Origin of the sequence: Butyrivibrio sp. VCB2001 (genome assembly GCF_000423965.1) — a bacterium.
GTDB lineage: Bacteria > Bacillota > Clostridia > Lachnospirales > Lachnospiraceae > Butyrivibrio.
In genome coordinates this window covers 178,224-195,270 of record NZ_AUIZ01000003.1, presented here as the reverse complement: position 1 = coordinate 195,270, position 17,047 = coordinate 178,224, and the positions used below count along the sequence as shown (strand labels likewise).

At 46.1% G+C, this 17,047-nt stretch carries 16 protein-coding genes and 1 other annotated feature; of the genes, 10 read left to right on the top strand and 6 right to left on the bottom strand.

Annotated elements, in window-relative coordinates:
• Window positions 1-52 precede the first annotated feature (52 nt).
• Window positions 53-2,563 (top strand): clostripain-related cysteine peptidase, encoded by a 2,511-nt coding sequence (locus G589_RS0105580; protein WP_026521391.1) that lies wholly within the window; start codon window positions 53-55, stop codon window positions 2,561-2,563.
• A 63-nt stretch (window positions 2,564-2,626) separates the two neighbouring features.
• Here G589_RS0105580 and G589_RS0105575 read toward each other — a convergent pair whose 3' ends face one another.
• The 3 genes from G589_RS0105575 to G589_RS0105565 are packed head-to-tail and all read right to left on the bottom strand — an operon-like array spanning window position 2,627 to window position 4,869.
• Window positions 2,627-3,436: a YlmH/Sll1252 family protein gene (locus tag G589_RS0105575; protein ID WP_026521390.1), complete on the bottom strand. Its 810-nt coding sequence runs from the start codon at window positions 3,434-3,436 to the stop codon at window positions 2,627-2,629.
• On the bottom strand, window positions 3,417-3,917 hold the full coding sequence (locus G589_RS0105570) for an NUDIX hydrolase (RefSeq protein WP_035775443.1): 501 nt from the start codon (window positions 3,915-3,917) through the stop codon (window positions 3,417-3,419). The genes G589_RS0105575 and G589_RS0105570 overlap by 20 nt, the downstream gene beginning before the upstream one ends.
• A gap of 1 nt (window position 3,918) precedes the next feature.
• Window positions 3,919-4,869 carry a 3'-5' exonuclease gene (locus tag G589_RS0105565; RefSeq protein ID WP_026521388.1) on the bottom strand — a complete coding sequence of 317 codons (951 nt, stop codon included), beginning with the start codon at window positions 4,867-4,869 and terminating at the stop codon, window positions 3,919-3,921.
• A gap of 168 nt (window positions 4,870-5,037) precedes the next feature.
• On the opposite strand from G589_RS0105565, the gene G589_RS0105560 reads away from it, so the two are divergent.
• Complete coding sequence (locus G589_RS0105560; protein WP_022767952.1) at window positions 5,038-5,580, top strand: glutathione peroxidase; 543 nt, start codon at window positions 5,038-5,040, stop codon at window positions 5,578-5,580.
• Here G589_RS0105560 and G589_RS0105555 read toward each other — a convergent pair whose 3' ends face one another.
• Window positions 5,581-6,402, bottom strand: coding sequence for an alpha/beta hydrolase (locus tag G589_RS0105555; protein ID WP_026521387.1), 822 nt, complete (start codon window positions 6,400-6,402; stop codon window positions 5,581-5,583).
• Between the two features lie 17 nt (window positions 6,403-6,419).
• Entirely contained in the window at window positions 6,420-7,871 is a 1,452-nt protein-coding gene (locus G589_RS0105550; RefSeq protein ID WP_155832500.1) for a D-alanyl-D-alanine carboxypeptidase family protein, read from the bottom strand.
• 82 nt (window positions 7,872-7,953) lie between these two features.
• Between G589_RS0105550 and trmB the strand changes: the two genes are divergently transcribed.
• From trmB to G589_RS0105535, 3 genes are read left to right on the top strand one after another with little or no spacing between them, the layout of a single operon-like run.
• Window positions 7,954-8,607, top strand: coding sequence for a tRNA (guanosine(46)-N7)-methyltransferase TrmB (trmB, locus tag G589_RS0105545; protein WP_026519157.1), 654 nt, complete (start codon window positions 7,954-7,956; stop codon window positions 8,605-8,607).
• Window positions 8,608-8,612: 5 nt separating this feature from the next.
• Window positions 8,613-8,933, top strand: coding sequence for a thioredoxin (gene trxA / locus G589_RS0105540; RefSeq protein WP_022764882.1), 321 nt, complete (start codon window positions 8,613-8,615; stop codon window positions 8,931-8,933).
• 37 nt (window positions 8,934-8,970) lie between these two features.
• Complete coding sequence (locus G589_RS0105535; protein WP_026521385.1) at window positions 8,971-9,705, top strand: SH3 domain-containing protein; 735 nt, start codon at window positions 8,971-8,973, stop codon at window positions 9,703-9,705.
• A 25-nt stretch (window positions 9,706-9,730) separates the two neighbouring features.
• Here G589_RS0105535 and G589_RS0105530 read toward each other — a convergent pair whose 3' ends face one another.
• Complete coding sequence (locus G589_RS0105530; RefSeq protein ID WP_155832499.1) at window positions 9,731-10,240, bottom strand: hypothetical protein; 510 nt, start codon at window positions 10,238-10,240, stop codon at window positions 9,731-9,733.
• Between G589_RS0105530 and murI the strand changes: the two genes are divergently transcribed.
• From murI to proS, 5 genes are all read left to right on the top strand, one after another.
• Window positions 10,212-11,024 carry a glutamate racemase gene (murI, locus tag G589_RS0105525; protein ID WP_026521383.1) on the top strand — a complete coding sequence of 271 codons (813 nt, stop codon included), beginning with the start codon at window positions 10,212-10,214 and terminating at the stop codon, window positions 11,022-11,024. The two genes, G589_RS0105530 and murI, sit on opposite strands and share 29 nt — an antisense overlap.
• A 90-nt stretch (window positions 11,025-11,114) precedes the next feature.
• Complete coding sequence (gene nrdD, locus G589_RS0105520; protein WP_026521382.1) at window positions 11,115-13,352, top strand: anaerobic ribonucleoside-triphosphate reductase; 2,238 nt, start codon at window positions 11,115-11,117, stop codon at window positions 13,350-13,352.
• A 121-nt stretch (window positions 13,353-13,473) separates the two neighbouring features.
• A complete protein-coding gene (gene nrdG / locus G589_RS0105515) occupies window positions 13,474-14,022 on the top strand; it encodes an anaerobic ribonucleoside-triphosphate reductase activating protein (protein ID WP_026521381.1) in 549 nt (182 codons plus the stop codon).
• 137 nt (window positions 14,023-14,159) lie between these two features.
• Entirely contained in the window at window positions 14,160-15,182 is a 1,023-nt protein-coding gene (locus G589_RS0105510; protein ID WP_026521380.1) for a sugar kinase, read from the top strand.
• A gap of 138 nt (window positions 15,183-15,320) precedes the next feature.
• Window positions 15,321-15,536 (top strand) — a binding site (T-box leader).
• Window positions 15,537-15,612: 76 nt separating this feature from the next.
• Complete coding sequence (gene proS, locus G589_RS0105505; RefSeq protein ID WP_022767942.1) at window positions 15,613-17,046, top strand: proline--tRNA ligase; 1,434 nt, start codon at window positions 15,613-15,615, stop codon at window positions 17,044-17,046.
• Window position 17,047 lies beyond the last annotated feature (1 nt).

The window sequence follows — 17,047 nt, the reverse complement described above, 5'->3', positions numbered from 1 at the left end:
GAATGTGATAAAATAGCTATGTACGACAATCTTTGACAAACGGGAGGCTATTATGGAAAACAGACCTGTAGGTAGAAAGAAAAATGTCACCGAAGGCGGTTCCGGAGTTCATAAAAGAGGCGAAGGACTGGGCACAGGCCCTGTCGGTAACAGTTCAGGTTATTCATCGGGATCATCAGGATCAGGCGGAAGCGGAGGCCCCCAGAGATCCGGCGGCAGAAGTCCGCTGTTTATGATCATCATCGTTTTATTTCTGGTACTCGGAGGCGGCGGAGGACTTACGTCTTTCCTTGGAGGCGGAGGCAGCAGCATAAGTGATACTTCTCAGTACACAGCTCCTGCTCAGACGACTCAGACGACGCCGGCCACAACTACGACCACAACACCATCAACATCCACCGGAACAGGACTTGGTTCATCCGGATCATCCGGAATGTCCATTTTGGGATCTCTTCTTGGCGGCGGATATGGGTCCTATTCAGGCGCAAGTTCAGGTTCATCAGCAGCCTGGAGTTCAGATGCCAACACAGGAAGACTCAACACATCTGTATCTCCCAAGGCCCGCGCTAAGAGAACAGTAATCAAGGGCAACGGTGATGACGTAGTAACCATCATGGTTTATATGTGCGGAGCAGATCTTGAGTCCAGAAGCGCAATGGCCAGCAAGGACCTTCAGGAGATGATCGGCGCAAACCTCGGCGATAACATCAACCTCATCGTATATACAGGCGGAGCAAGGCAGTGGCAGAACAACGTTGTATCAAGCTCCACCAACCAGATATATCAGATAAAGAACGGCAACATGAAACTCCTTAAGGACAACCTTGGAAATGTTGCCATGACCAAGCCTGAGACACTCTCAAGCTATATCAGCTGGGCATCCAAGAACTTCCCGGCAAACAGAAATATCCTTATCTTCTGGGATCACGGCGGAGGATCCACCGGAGGATACGGCTATGATGAGAAATTCCCTCAGGCAGGAGCAATGTCTCTTGGCGGAATAAATAAGGCCCTGAAGGACGGCGGAGTAACCTTTGACATGGTGGGCTTTGATACCTGCCTTATGGCAACAGTAGAAAATGCCCTTGTTGTTTCAAATTATGCAGATTACCTCGTAGCTTCCGAGGAGACTGAGCCCGGTATCGGCTGGTATTACACAAACTGGCTTTCAGCTCTTGGCAAGAACACATCCATGGAGACCACTCAGATCGGTAAGAATATCATCGATGACTTTACCGATGCCTGCGCAAGGAACTGCCCGGGACAGAAGACCACTCTTTCTCTCATAGACCTCTCAGAGCTCTCAGAAACAGTGCCCCAGGAACTGGCAGATTTCTCCAGGGATACATCGGAGATGATAAACGGAAATGACTTCCAGACCGTATCAGGTGCAAGAAGCAGTACAAGAGAGTTTGCTCAGGCAAGGATCGACCAGGTTGACCTTGTGGATTTTGCAACCCGCATGGATACTGCTGAGTCAAAAGAGCTTGCATCAGCCTTAAGGGATGCTATTAAGTACAACAGAACCAGCTCCAACATGACAAATGCATACGGCCTTTCAATCTACTTCCCTTACAAGAAGTCAGGAAGCGTCCAGAACATGCTCCACGAGTATGACGACATCGGAATGGATGAGGACTATGCTAAGTGCATCAGTAGCTTTGCTTCAATGGGTACAGCAGGTCAGGTGGCAGCAGGCGGAAGTGCTACAGGAACTCCTGTAGGATCGATCTTCGGAGACTTCTCGGGAAGCGCAAGCAGTAACGGAGCAGGTTCAGCAGAGCTTATAACTCAGCTTCTTACCAGCTTCTTATCCAGCGACTTTAGCAGTGTATCGGGACTTACTCCTTCCAGCGGAGCATTCATCGGCAAGAGCCTTGATGTTGAGAAGGCAGCAAGCTACATCGCGGAGCATAAATTTAATTCATCAGCTCTTTTCTGGAGCACAAATGATGCAGGCGAGGATGTCATAAAGCTCTCGGAAGATCAGTGGGGATTGGTTCAGGATCTGGCCCTCAACGTATTTTACGATGATGGCGAAGGCTATGTGGATCTTGGACTTGATAACATATTTGATTTTGATGAGGACGGCAATCTTAAGACCCAGAACGATAAGACCTGGATCTCAATAGACGGACAGGTTGTTGCTTACTACGTTATCGACATTCAGGGAACAGAAGACAGTTATGCAATAACAGGCCGTGTTCCATGCTACATCAACGATGTAAGAAGTAACCTCATCCTGGTATTTGATTCTGAGAATGAGGACGGATATGTGGCAGGTGCTTGCTACGACTACGTAGATGGCGAGACAGAGACAATAGCCAAGAACACAACAGAGCTTGCAGAGGGAGATGTCATCGACTTCGTATGTGACTACTACGGATATGACAAGACCTATCAGGACAGCTACTATCTTGGTGAGCCCATGACCGTTAAGGGCAGCATGTCTGACATGAAGATCAGCAACACCTACCTTGGCGACGGAAAGGCACTCGTAACCTACAGATTCACTGATATCTATGGTCAGGATTACTGGTCAGAGGCCTTTGAAGTAGAGTAAATTAGACCATAATAAAAGCCATCACTTCAGTTTTGAAGTGGTGGCTTTATTTTGCTTTTAGTATTATACGAATTTCCTTACGTTTACAAATAGTCTTCCTTTTCTGGTGGTTCCGGATGATCCGTCGTAGATGAACTTTCCGTGACCTCTTACTGAAACCCTGCTCCCGGGCTTTAAGTCGTAACCTCCGCTGTAAGCTGTCCTTCCATCTATAAAGACTGATTCTGCCTCAATGAGCTTCTGGGCTTCACTTCTCGATAAGTGGTATACAAAAGCAATGATGGCATCGCACCTCTCAGAGGCAACACTTCCGCCAATCTCTTCAAAGGTAGGTCTTATGTCGCAGTCAGCTGAGCTGACCTTTTCACATTTTACGGAGGTGTGTCTTATCCTGACCAGCTCTTTGCAGATCATTTCTGCAATCTCAGTGGTGGCAAAGACAAAAGCCTCTTTGTCTCCGGTCAGTATATCGCCGATCTGATCACGCTCTATTCCTAAGTTCATAAGAGAACCAAGATAATCCCTGTGATTTAAGTCATCGGAGAACTTGCTGTTAAGTGGTGTTATGTGTACGCAGGATAAAACCGATGGCTCAGCCTTTTCCGATAACAAAAACGTTTCCTCATCCATATAATCCGGAAGGAAACATATCATTGCCCTCTCGGCGTCGTCGAAGCCTCCGTAGATCACGTAGTGAGAGCCGCAGTATTCATGGACATTTGACGATACACCCTCGGATGCGAGCATCTTATAAAAGTGAGATAGCTCAGAGAGCGATAGGAAATCCGTGTGGGTCACAAAACCGTTCTGGTAAGCTCTGTTTGCCAGATCCCTGACTCTTCCTGCAAGAAATTCAAAGCTCTTTTCTTCCAAGTGTAAGCTCCTTCCCGTTTAAGATTGCGAGCCTTAGATTGTCCTCTTTATCGTAGGCCATTTTCAGGGAAAAGAAATCTCTGCTCTCTTCAAGCTGTTTAAAGAAAATCTTATCTCCTTCCCAAAGGTTGAGATCATAAATATCCTTCTTATTAACCCATTCGAGCTTACCTTCGCTGCACTCTTTGGGCTTGCCATCAGGACACTTTGCAGTAAAAAGACTCATCAGCTCATAATCGCCCTTGTCGGAAACAAAGGTGATCACTGCTCTGTAGGCAAAATCCTCTAAGGGAATATCAAAGCCTGTCTCCTCAAAAACTTCTCTTTTAACGCATTCTTCAGGGCTCTCGGTGCCTTCAAAATGACCGCCTACACCGATCCATTTGTCCTTGTTTATATCATTCTTTTTGGAAATCCTGTGCATCATGAGGTACTTATCATCGCGCTCGAGATAGCACAGGGTTGTAAGCTGAAAATCCATATCAGTCGTCATTGTCCTTGCTTTTTAGTCTCTTTTTTATTTTCCTGTGTTTCTTTTTAAGATCGTCCATGTCCTCGCCTGAGATGAACCGGCAGGTCTTGACCACATAGAGCTTGTCGTTTTCTGCCTTCTTGATGCGCACCTTGGCCTTCATATAGCCGTGCTTTTCGCAGTAGGCGACGGAGTAGTAGTGCTTGCCGTTGGGGGAGAACCACTTAACGACTCTCTTAAGGTTCTTTTTACAGAGGTAGCACTTGGTGCTCATGATCTCGATATTCTCAAGGATATCCTCCTTGTTGGCAAACTCACGGGAGATGTACTTCTCGTAGTTGTCGAAGGTTATCCGTATTTCCTGCTTCTTGGTCTTGGGGGTTACATAGGTGTCAAAAGAGATCCTGGTAAGGGCTTTTTCTCCAAGGCGCCCGAAGATCTTGGCCGTGTACTCAGCATCTGCAAGTGCTCTGTGGAAGGGAATGTCCTTTTCAATTCCAAGCTCGTCGATGGCAGACTCGAGTCCCCTTCTGGATTTGCCATTGTCAAAGGCCAGGCTGTAGAGCTTCTGTACATCATAGAAGGCTAGTGGCCTGTCGGATAAAAGAGGCATGCCAAAGAAATCCAGATTGCGCTGGAATTCCGTAAGATCAAGTGGTCCCCAGGTGCAGAATTTGGGATCATCCCCGCACCACTCCAAAAACTCTTTTGCTACATCCTGAAAAAGCTCTCCCTGTTCAAGGTCCTCCATAGAGAGGTGGATGAGCTTACCGGTGATACGGTGCATGTGCTTGTGGACCTGAGGTTTAATGAGTCTTGCGAACTCATCAATTTTTTCTCTTTTTTCATTTAGTTTAACAGCGCCGATCTCAACGATCTCAAAGACCAGTGTCTTGTTATCCTTCGTCACCGGCGCATCACCCTGATTCCACTCAAGGTCAAAGACAATATAGTTACTCATGGATTAATCATAAGAGGAGAAAAAAATATTTGCAACAGGTATTGACAAAATAGATTGTGCACAATATGATTGTATACAGAGACAAGCAGATATATATGCAAATAAATATATCGAGCCTTTGGATACAGTAGATACAGTTGTTTATGGAATTCAAAAGGAGGATTTACCATGAGCTTTTATGATTATTCAGTAACAGATGCACAGGGAAATGAAGTTTCAATGGAGAACTTCAAGGGCAAGGTAGTGCTTGTAGTAAACACAGCAACAGGCTGCGGATTCACACCACACTATAAAGATATCGAGGCTATGTATGAGAAGCTTCATGACAAGGGACTTGAGATCCTTGACATCCCTTGCAACCAGTTCGCAGGACAGACACCCGGAACAGACGAAGAGATCCACGAGTTCTGCCAGCTTCATTACAACACAATGTTCCCTCAGATGAAGAAGTCTGAAGTTAATGGTGAGGGAGCACTTCCTCTTTACAAGTTCTTAAAGAGCCAGAAGGGCTTTGAGGGATTTGGAAAAGGCCCTGCAGCCCTTGCTATGGGTGTAATGCTCAAGAAGATCGACAAGGATTACAAGAACAATCCTGAGATCAAGTGGAACTTCACAAAGTTCGTTGTAGACAGAGAGGGAAATGTTGTTGCCCGCTTTGAGCCTACAGCTGATATGAAGAAGGTAGCAGAATTCGTAGAAGGAATTATGTAATTACCAGTACTTTTTCATCCAGGTAGCAGCAAGATCGATCCACGGCTCAGCACAAGGAGCAATCTCCTTCATCTCCTGACTTGCTGTAAGCTCATTAGCCAGAGCGAGGCCGTGACAGCCATCCGGGAATATATGGAGCTCAGTGTTAATATCATGTGCCCTGAGGGCAGTTGCAAATAGCAGTGAGTTTTCTACCGGAACGGCAGCATCAGTAAATGTGTGCCATATGAATGTCCTTGGAACATGCTCATTAACAGCATTTTCCAGGGACATCATTTCTTTCAGCTCATGGTAGTTGTCTCCAAGAAGATTCTTAATGGAGTCATGATGAGCAAATTTCCCCGAAGTAATAACAGGATAGCAGAGCATAAGACCGTTGGGACGAAGCTTTATTCTGTCAGCATAGGTGATGTTCATTCCGTCTGCCAAAAAGTCGTTCATCCAGTTGCAGGCATAGCTTGCAGCAAGGTGTCCGCCGGCGGAGCATCCCTGAATGACGATGGAATCTTCCTTGACGTGCCACTCTTTTGCATGCTCTCTTATAAGAAGAATGCTCCTTCCAAGCTCCATAAGAGCAGTCGGGAAAACTGCCGGAGCACAGGAGTATCTAAGTACTGCAACGTGGTAACCCTTTGCCATAAATGCAAGGGCAATGGGTTCTGCCTCTCTGTCTGAAGTGTAGGCATAGGCTCCTCCCGGGCAGAGCAGAATAAGAGGACGATCATTGATCTTCAGCGATTCGGAATACTGCTGGATATATACTGTCAGCTTGGCTCCTTCAAGGGAGCCGTTTTCTTTAATGGTAAATTCTTCGTATATCATATTCTTCCCTCACAGTCTTAAAACTTTTTTGATTTAAACTTTGTTTTTTTGTATTCTTTTTTCCTGCGGTTGTAGCGAAGCTTATCGTTTTTGGTGTACATCTTTTTCCCTGAAACGGCCAGGGTCGTAATGGAGCCGATGATAGTCGCAAGAATAAGTATCGCGCCGGCAATCGCAAGGAGTATCTTCACATTTATAAATATGGTCTTATCAGAAGACGCCAAATCTTCAGCAGCATCTTTTGACGTCGGTGAATAGCATACGTAGGCATTACCTATAGGTGCGCCGTTAAAGGTGTAGGCAACTTTGGCAATGGCAGTGGGGATCAGACTCTTTTCCTCATCCGTCAGGTCGTAGAGGATCTCATAATCCGTATCCTCGATGGAAGAGGTCTTGGGGATTATGATCTGATCGTTTCTGCTGAGTTTTAATATGGTTCCGGATCTTCCGAACACGTCCCTGTCTGACTCAAAGAACAGTGAATCGTCGGGCATATATCTGCCATCTTCATCCGCTACGTTAACGGCCTTGAAGTTATTAAAGCCGTAGTTAAACAGTGTAACGGTATCGGTGAACTGGGAGGGTGACTCCTCCATCAGCACCACGCAGATCAGTTTAAGGCCGTCTTTTTCTGCGCAGGTTACAAGGGTCTCTCTTGCAAGGTCCGTATAACCTGTCTTACCACCTACAATACCTTCGTAGGTCATCTCTCCGCTTATTAGCTTGTGCTTGTTGTTCAGATAAAAGTCATCGGGCTGAGTATCTGTGGCTTCAAAGTGGTATCTTGCTGTGTTTCCGACTTTGCACAAAAGCTCGTTTGAGAAAAAAGCTCTTGCAATAAGGGCCAGGTCGTAGGCGCTGGTGTAGTGATCATCCGCCTGGAGACCGTTGGTGTTTGAGAAGTGTGTGTTGGTGCAGCCAAGCTCTTTTGCCCGCTCATTCATCAGGTCAACAAATGCTGAGATGCTTCCGCTTACGTGCTCAGCGACGGCATTGGCCACCTCGTTGGCACTGCCGACCATGATTCCGTAAAGAGCCTGCTCTAAGGTGATGGACTGCCCCACATCCATTCCGATGTTGGAGCCTCCCTTTGGAACGGAGAATACTGCCTCGTCGGAAAAAGAGATCTCGTCTGCAAGAGAGGCATTCTCCACCGCCAAAAGACAGGTCATGATCTTGGTGGTACTGGCGGGATAGAGCTCTTCATTTATATTCTTGGCATAGAGGATGGTTCCTGTGCCGGCTTCCATGACAATTGCAGCTTCTGCAGTGATCTCAGGGCCATGGGGCCAGGCGTTTATATCATTGGACTGAATGGGCAGTTCCTTGCGGAGCTGAGCCTCTGCCTCGTAGTCCGTTGCAGCAAAAGACACATCACAGACGGATACGCTAAGAAAGAGTATCGCAAAGAATGTGATAAATGCCTTGTATATTAAATTTCTTCTTATGTTATTATGTGTAGTCTTCATGACAAGCTTATAATACAATACTTCCAAACTTCGGGCAAATGGTGTAAAATTCTTATTAATAGATTTACAGGCAGGAAAGAAAATGCGTTTACGTAATATTGCAGGATCGAGAGAAGTAATAGCCGACTCAAGCTTTACCGTCAAGGATCCTGAGAAGAAAAAAGGCCTCTGGAAGAAAGAGGTATTTGGAAATGACAACGATATACATATTGAGATAGGCATGGGTAAGGGCAGATTCCTTATGGATATGGCAGCTCTTCATCCTGATATCAACTACGTTGGAATCGAGAAATACTCAAGTGTTCTTTTAAGGGCTATTCAGAAACAGGAGCAGCTTCTTTTGCCGAATATCATCTTCATCAGAATGGATGCGGAGACCATAACAGAAGTCTTTGCACCGGGAGAAGTTGGCAGGATATACCTGAATTTCTCGGATCCATGGCCCAAGGACAGACACGCCAAGAGAAGGCTTCCGTCAAGAGAGTTCTTAAAGCGTTATGATCAGATCCTGGTACCTGATGGAGTGGTTGAGTTCAAGACGGACAATGAGGATCTTTTCAATTTCGCTCTTGAAGAGATTGAGCCGGCCGGATGGCACCTGGATGCCGTGACACGTGACCTTCACCATGACGAAGTGATGAACGCCGGCAATGTAATGACAGAGTACGAAGAACGATTTTCGGGGCAAGGAAACCCCATCTACAAATACATAATCAGCAGAAAGAAAGGGGAGTAATCTAAATGGACTACACATTAAACAGCCAGAATTTCGAAGAAGAAGTGCTTAAGAGCAAACTGCCGGTGCTTGTTGATTTTTCAGCAGACTGGTGCGGCCCTTGCAAAATGATGGCTCCAATGATCGACGAGTTCGCAGAGGAGTACGAAGGGGAACTTAAGGTTGGTAAGATCAATGTTGACCAGTCACCTGATATCGCTCAGAAGTACAAAGTAATGTCAATTCCAATGTTCGCTTTCTTTAAGAACGGCGAGGTTGTGGAGACAGCAGTCGGAGCACTTAACAAAGCAAAATTACAGGGAATAATCGACAAAGTGCTGGCCTAAAAAGCCAGCACTTTTTAAGGAGACCGGGGGAAAAGTTTTGTCAGACAAGATCACAAGTTTTGAAGACTATAAGAATAAAGCTGTAACACCGGAGCCTGTATCTCAGGATACAATGAACATCGAGATTGAGGATCCTTATCAGTTCCTCAGCGCTGAAGAGAGAGAAGAGTACATTCGTCAGCGCCAGAAGGAGCAGGGAGAGTCTGCGCCCAAAGCGCCGGCAAGGGAGGCGGAAGAGGACAGACCACGCAAGGAGAGGCGTGAGAGAGATCCCGAGCCAAGAAGGAGACCACCAAGGGAGCAGTATGAGCCTGAGGAAGAGCCGGACTACGATGAAGAGTATGACGGTGATGAGGAGTACTATGAAGAGGATGAGGATGGCGATGACGGCGATGCGAGCATGAAGCTTGTGGTGCGCATAGCCTCAATTATTACCGGAGTTGTGATCCTTGCCTTTATCGCCATGCTTCTTAAGGTCAAGGTTTATGACAGGTACCTGGCGCCTGACCCGGATGAAGCGCCTGCTGCAAGTGTAGCTGTTGCGATTCCTGCCGGATTTGTGGAAAAGAATGACACGGTGGTAGTTACCGGTGCAAGCACCTTAAATATCCGTTCCGTGCCAAGTTCTGAGAGCAGCGAGACTGTTGTCGGAATGGTTCCGGAAGGCGATGAACTTAAGAGAATAGCTGTTTCGGAGGATGGCTCCTGGGCCCTTGTTGAAGTCGACGGGCAGCAGGTTTATGCCTCCATGAAGTATCTCAAGGAAAAATAAAAACCACTGAAGCTATTCAGTGGTTTTAACGGCTCCTTGTGTGGAGCCAGCTATAAAACTTATCAAGACCTTCAGAGAGGTTTTCGCTTGAACGTGCGAAGGTTTCTACGTGAGAGAGAACCTCTTTTTCTGTGGTGTCCTTGGCGTAATTGGCAATCCTTGCAGCGCATTCACTTTCAAGCCTGCCATAATCCATGTTGATCAGCAGGTTGTTGTGGAATGCTCCGACAGGCTCATAGAGAGTTGGATACCTTTTTCTGACAATAGCAAACTCATCAAGGATCTGCTCTCTGGACTGGAGACAAAAGAGAATATAAGCGGATTCCACGATCTCGTGAGGTTCTATCTCATCCTCGTAGGAATCATCCTCATATCCGACTCTTGTTGCGTAGTATTCGCAGATCTCCTGAACCAGCGCACCGACCTTTGAGTTGTCATACAGTTTTTGAAGTTCATCAAATATTTTTTCACTCATGAGTTTATTGTAACACAGAGGAAAAAGAAATATGAAGATAGGAATTTTTGATTCCGGCATCGGAGGCCTCTCGGTTTTGCACGAGGCGTATCACCTGCTTCCGAAACAGGAATTCATTTTTTATGCGGATACTGAAAATGTGCCCTACGGGACCAAGACCCCGGAGCAGATAGTCGGCTATGCAACCAAGATAGCGGACTTTCTTATAGAAAAGGGAGCCGGAGCAATTGTAGTTGCATGTAATACAGCCACCAGCGTTGCCATCAAGGAGCTTCGCAAGAACTACAACATTCCGATACTTGGAATGGAGCCGGCAGTTAAGCCTGCGGTAGAAGGTACTGAAGGCAAGCGAATCATGGTCATCGCAACGCCTGTCACCATAAGGCAGGATAAGCTTAAAGATCTGCTCCACAGAGTTGACGAAGATCACAGGGTTGACCTACTGGCGATGCCTAAGCTTGTGGAGTTTGCAGAGCGGGAAGAGTTTGAATCCGAGGCTGTAAGAGAGTATATAACCCAGCAGTTCGGGGCTTTTGATAAAGAGAAGTACTGCGCACTGGTTCTTGGGTGCACCCACTTTAATTACTTTAAGCCTCTCTACAGAGAGTATTTCGGGCAGGAGACTCTTTTGATAGACGGCAACAGAGGAACGGTAAGACATCTTGCAGATGTTCTTTCTCTGGATATGGCACAAGATATAGATATGTCTTTTGACAAAGATAACGAAATGTCGTGGATGAAAAACACGGAATATTATTTTTCCGGAAAAGAGATAACCGGGGGAGAAACGCTGGAACACCTGAAAAGACTGCATTTGCGCCTGGAAAAAGTTCGAAATTTTTGAGCTTGAATTATCCCATATAATGTATTATCATATTTATGTGACCACAAGATATTGTGGACGGAAGGTGTTTCGAAAGGAAAGGGGTTAGTTATGAAGATAATAAAGAGAAGCGGAAAAGAAGTTGCCTTTGACGGCAGCAAGATTATCGCTGCGATTGAAAAGGCCAACAATGAGGTTACTGAGGAGAAGAAGCTGACAGACGGTCAGATCAGTGACATCGAGAAAGCTGTTGAAAAACAGTGCGCCTCTCTTACCCGTGCAGCCAGCGTGGAGGAGATTCAGGACATGGTTGAGGATGGCCTGATGAAGTCCGGCAAGTTTGAGGTTGCAAGGAAATATATCACATATCGTTATAAACATGCTCTGGTTAGAAAGTCCAACACAACCGATGAGCAGATCATGTCTCTTATTGAGTGCAGCAACGAAGAGGTTAAGCAGGAGAATTCCAACAAGAATCCTACTGTTAACAGCGTTCAGAGAGACTATATGGCAGGCGAAGTAAGTAAGGATATCACAAAGAGATTCCTTCTTCCCGATGATGTTGTTAAGGCACACGAGGAAGGTCTTATCCACTTCCATGATGCTGACTACTTTGCACAGCACATGCACAACTGCTGTCTGGTAAACCTTGAGGATATGCTTCAGAACGGAACCGTTATCTCCGAGACCATGATCGAGCGTCCCAAGAGCTTCTCAACTGCTTGCAATATCGCAACTCAGGCAATTGCACAGATCGCAAGCTCACAGTACGGCGGACAGTCCATCACACTTTCACACCTGGTTCCTTTTGTTGATGTCAGCAGACAGAAATTCCGCAAGGAAGTTGCTCTTGAGTTCGAGACAGCCGGCATGAAGATCAACAAGAAACAGGTTGATGAGATCGCAGAGATGCGAGTTAAGAAAGAGATCGAGAGAGGATGCCAGGTTATCCAGTATCAGGTAATCACACTTATGACCACAAACGGTCAGGCTCCTTTCATTACAGTATATATGTACCTCGATGAAGTTCCTGAGGGACAGATGAGAGACGACCTTGCAATGGTAATCGAAGAGATGCTAAGGCAACGTATCTACGGTGTCAAGAACGAGAAGGGTCAGCTTATAACACCAGCATTCCCTAAGCTCATCTATGTTCTCGACGAGGACAACATCACTGAGGATTCCAAGTACTGGTACCTCACAGAGCTGGCAGCTAAGTGCACAGCCAAGAGACTGGTACCTGATTACATCTCAGCCAAGAAGATGAAAGAGCTCAAGAAGGGTGATGTTTATCCTTGCATGGGATGCAGATCATTCCTTACACCTGATAATGAAGCTCTTGCAGAGGGACTTTGCAACGCAGGAAATAAGGCTAAGGCCAAGAACTATACAGAAGGAACACACAAGTATTACGGAAGATTCAACCAGGGTGTTGTAACCCTTAACCTCGTTGATGTTGCATGTTCATCAGCTAAGGATGAGGACAGATTCTGGCAGATCCTCGATGAGAGATGTGAGCTTTGCTACAGAGCACTGATGGCAAGACACAACAGACTCCTTGGTACTCCTTCAGATGTAGCTCCTATCCTTTGGCAGAACGGAGCACTTGCAAGACTTGAGAAGGGTGAAAAGATTGATCCGCTTCTTTTCGGAAACTACTCAACAATTTCCCTTGGCTATGCAGGACTTTGCGAGTGTACCAAGTACATGAAGGGTGTATCCCACACCGATCCAAGAGGTAAGGATTTCGCACTTAAGGTTATGCAGTTCCTCAACGACAAGTGCGCAGCATGGCGTGCTAAAGAGAATGTATCCTTCTCACTTTACGGAACTCCTCTTGAGTCAACAACCTACAAGTTTGCCAAGGCTCTTCAGAAGAGATTCGGAATCATTCCTGAGGTTACTGACAAGAACTACATTACAAACAGCTATCACGTACACGTAACAGAGCAGATCGATGCTTTCACCAAGCTTAAGTTTGAAGCTGAGTTCCAGGCTCTTTCACCGGGAGGAGCTATCAGCTACGTTGAGGTTCCTGATATGAACAGCAACATTGAGGCTGTTATCTCTGTTATGAAGTACATATATGAGAACATCATGTACGCAGAGCTCAACACCAAGTCAGATTACTGCCAGTGCTGCGGATATGACGGAGAGATCAAGATTGTTACCGATACAGACGGCAAGCTCATCTGGGAATGCCCTAACTGTGGCAACCGTGATCAGAACAAGATGAACGTTGCAAGACGTACCTGCGGATATATAGGAACCCAGTTCTGGAATCAGGGACGTACTCAGGAGATCAAGGAGAGGGTTCTTCACATGTCCAATCCTAAGATTTCCTGCTGATAATTGTTTAATGGCGAACCCGTGTAAGGTATCGCTTGGGGGTTATTGAAAAAGTATGAAATACAGATACAAGCCGGGCGGATAAAGTCCGGCTTGTATTGTAATTTAGAGGATCGAAGCTATGAATTACGGACAGGTTTATTACAATGATGTTGCCAACGGAGTGGGATGCAGAACAGCCTTTTTCGTATCGGGCTGTACTCATCACTGCAAGGGGTGCTTTAATGAGATGACCTGGGACTTTAATTACGGTCAGCCTTATACAAAAGAGGTTGAGGACGACCTTGTTGAGTCCCTTAAGCCGGGATATATTGACGGCCTTACAATTCTTGGGGGAGAGCCCATGGAGATAGTAAACCAGAAAGAGATAAGACCGCTTCTTGAGAGGATCAAAAAGGAAGTCCCAAAGGCTACAATCTGGATCTATTCGGGGTATCTGTGGGAGGAGCTTACAGATTCGGACAACAAGAGGTGCCATGGGGAAGATACAGATGCAATCCTTGCATTGACTGATGTCCTGGTGGACGGAGAGTTCATGCTTGATAAGAAAGACCTGATGCTGAGATTTCGCGGCTCCTCAAACCAGAGAGTCATTGATGTAAAAGAGACATTAAAGAAGGGCGAAGTCGTGCTCTCAAAATATAATGACAGAGATACTTCCAGGGGATAAGTTTTATCCCCTGTTTTTTTGTTCAAAATAATCCATATTATCAACAATGTAAGCTCTTACACTTGCATTTCTCATATATTATCATATAGTTGTCTGCAGATAGTCTGTAGTTTTGATGGTGAATAAGGAGGCCGGCTATGGGAGATGGAAGATTTGATCTTTTGACCTTTGGAGAAATTATGCTTAGACTTTCTCCACCCAATTACGAACTAATGACAAGGGGAGATGTGTTTGATAAACGTGCCGGCGGATCCGAGCTCAATGTGGCGTCCGGTGTAGCTCTTTTGGGCCTGCGCACCGGCGTTATATCGAGGCTTCCAAAGAATGCTCTCGGAACCTTTATCAAAAACAGGATAAGGTTTGAGGGTGTTTCAGATGATTATCTTATCTATGACGATGCCCCTGAGGCTCGTCTTGGTATCTATTACTACGAAAATGGAGCTGCGCCCAGAAAGCCCTCCATTGTCTATGACCGAATGAATTCCTCTATCACAAGGATAAGCCTTGATGAAATTCCTGAGAGTGTATATTCCAATACAAGAATGTTCCATACCAGTGGTATAACGCTGGCGCTCAACAAGAATACCTGCGAAGTAACCACAGAGATGATAAAGAGATTTAAGGCAGCCGGAGCGAAGGTGTCTTTTGACTGCAACTACAGAGCAAACCTCTGGAGTGAAGAAGAGGCAAGGACAGCCATCAAGAGCATTCTGCCATATGTTGATGTTCTCTTTGTTTCCGAGGAGACTTCAAGGCGCATGATGCAAAAAGAGGGTGAGCTCTCCGATATCATGAAGAGCTACACTCAGGATTATCCGGTAGAGATTGTCTGCACAACCCAGCGCGAAGTAATAAGCCCCAAAAAGCATAACTTTACTTCAACCATCTACAGCGCCAAGGAAGATAAGTTCTATACAGAAGAGCCCTACAAAGGCATTGACGTAATCGACAGGATCGGCTCGGGAGATGCATATGTATCGGGAGTTTTGTACGGACTTCTTGAATATAATGATGTGGAGAAAGCTCTTTTCTACGGAAATGCAACCTCCAGCGTTAAGAATACAGTACCGGGCGACCTTCCTGCCTGTGACAAGCAGGTGATCGACAGCATCATCAGAAACCACCACTCTGACGGTCCCCAGAGCGAGCTGAACCGGTAATGAACCCAGGGGACGGAGTCAGCGGCTCATAATCTGACAAATCGGTCAATTGTCAGATTATGAGCCGCTGACTCCGTCCCCTGGGTTCAAAATGGCTTGACAATCTTTGGGTTTGAAACTAGAATGAGTGAAATAAATAAATCGACGTTGAAGAGGAATAGTAACTGCAATCACGTTTCAGAGAGAGGGCTGTATGGTGTGAGGCTCTTACGGAAGAACAGCGAACCCGCCTTGGAGTCCTGTATGAAAGCATCAGCATAAATACAGCGTTACCCGCGTTAAGGGCACAAATGAAGTGAAATCTGCTTTTGCGGATTTAAATAGGGTGGTACCGCCGAGCTTTCGGTCCCTGTTTTTAGGGATGCGAAGGCTTATTTTTTTAGCATAAACAACCTCGTATCCACTTCATAGACAAGAGAGAGGAGAAATTATGGCAGACAACAAGAAACTCGTTTCTGAGATCACATCCATGGATGAAGATTTCACACAATGGTACACAGACGTATGTATCAAGGCAGACCTTGTAAGCTACTCAAACATCAAGGGATGTATGGTCATCAAGCCTGCAGGCTATGCAATCTGGGAGCTTATTCAGAAGCACCTCGATGCAAGATTTAAGGAGACAGGCGTTCAGAACGCATACCTTCCTATGTTCATTCCCGAGTCACTTCTTCAGAAGGAGAAGGACCATGTAGAGGGATTTGCTCCTGAGGTAGCATGGGTAACTCACGGAGGACTTGAGCCTCTTACAGAGAGATACTGCGTACGTCCTACATCAGAGACACTGTTCTGCGATTACTACAAGGGAGAGATACACTCATACAAGGATCTTCCACAGGTTCTCAATCAGTGGTGCAGCGTAGTTCGTTGGGAGAAGGAGACAAGACCTTTCCTTAGAAGCAGAGAGTTCCTTTGGCAGGAAGGACACACAGCTCACGCAACAATGGAAGAGGCTGAGGAGAGAACACAGCAGATGCTCAATGTCTATGCTGATTTCCTTGAGAACGATATGGCTATTCCTGTTGTTAAGGGACGCAAGACAGATAAAGAGAAATTCGCTGGTGCTGAGGCTACTTATACAGTAGAGGCACTTATGCATGACGGACGTGCTCTTCAGAGCGCAACAAGCCACAACTTCGGTGACGGCTTTGCAAAGGCTTTCGGAATCCAGTACGCAGGAAAAGACAATCAGCTTCACTATGTATGTCAGACTTCCTGGGGACTTACAACACGTACAATCGGTGCCATGATCATGGTACACGGCGACAATTCTGGTCTTGTAGTACCTCCTAAGATCGCTCCTGTACAGGTTGTTGTCATTCCTATCCAGCAGAAGAAGGAAGGTGTTCTTGATGCAGCTTACGATATCGCAAAGAGCCTTTCAGATTACAGAGTAAAGACTGACGATTCTGACAGAACACCGGGATTCAAGTTCGCTGAGCAGGAGATGAGAGGTATTCCTGTTCGTGTCGAGATCGGACCTAAGGATCTTGAGGCAGGTAAGTGCGTACTTGTAAGAAGAGACACAAGAGAGAAGATCGAATGTGCTATCTCTGAGGTTTCAGCTAAGGTTGGCGAGCTTCTTGATACAATCCAGAAGGATATGTTCGAGAGAGCCAAGAAGCACCTTGCAGAGCACACCTTCGCAGCTCACAACAAAGAGGAGTTTGCAGAAGCCTTCAAGGAGACCAAGGGCTTTGTAAAGGCTATGTGGTGCGGATGCCAGGAGTGTGAGGACAAGATCAAGGAAGAGTTCTCCGCTACCAGCAGATGCATTCCTTTTGAACAAGAAAAGCTCTCCGACACATGTGTAATGTGCGGAAAGCCTGCAACCAAAATGGTATATTGGGGACGCGCGTATTAAT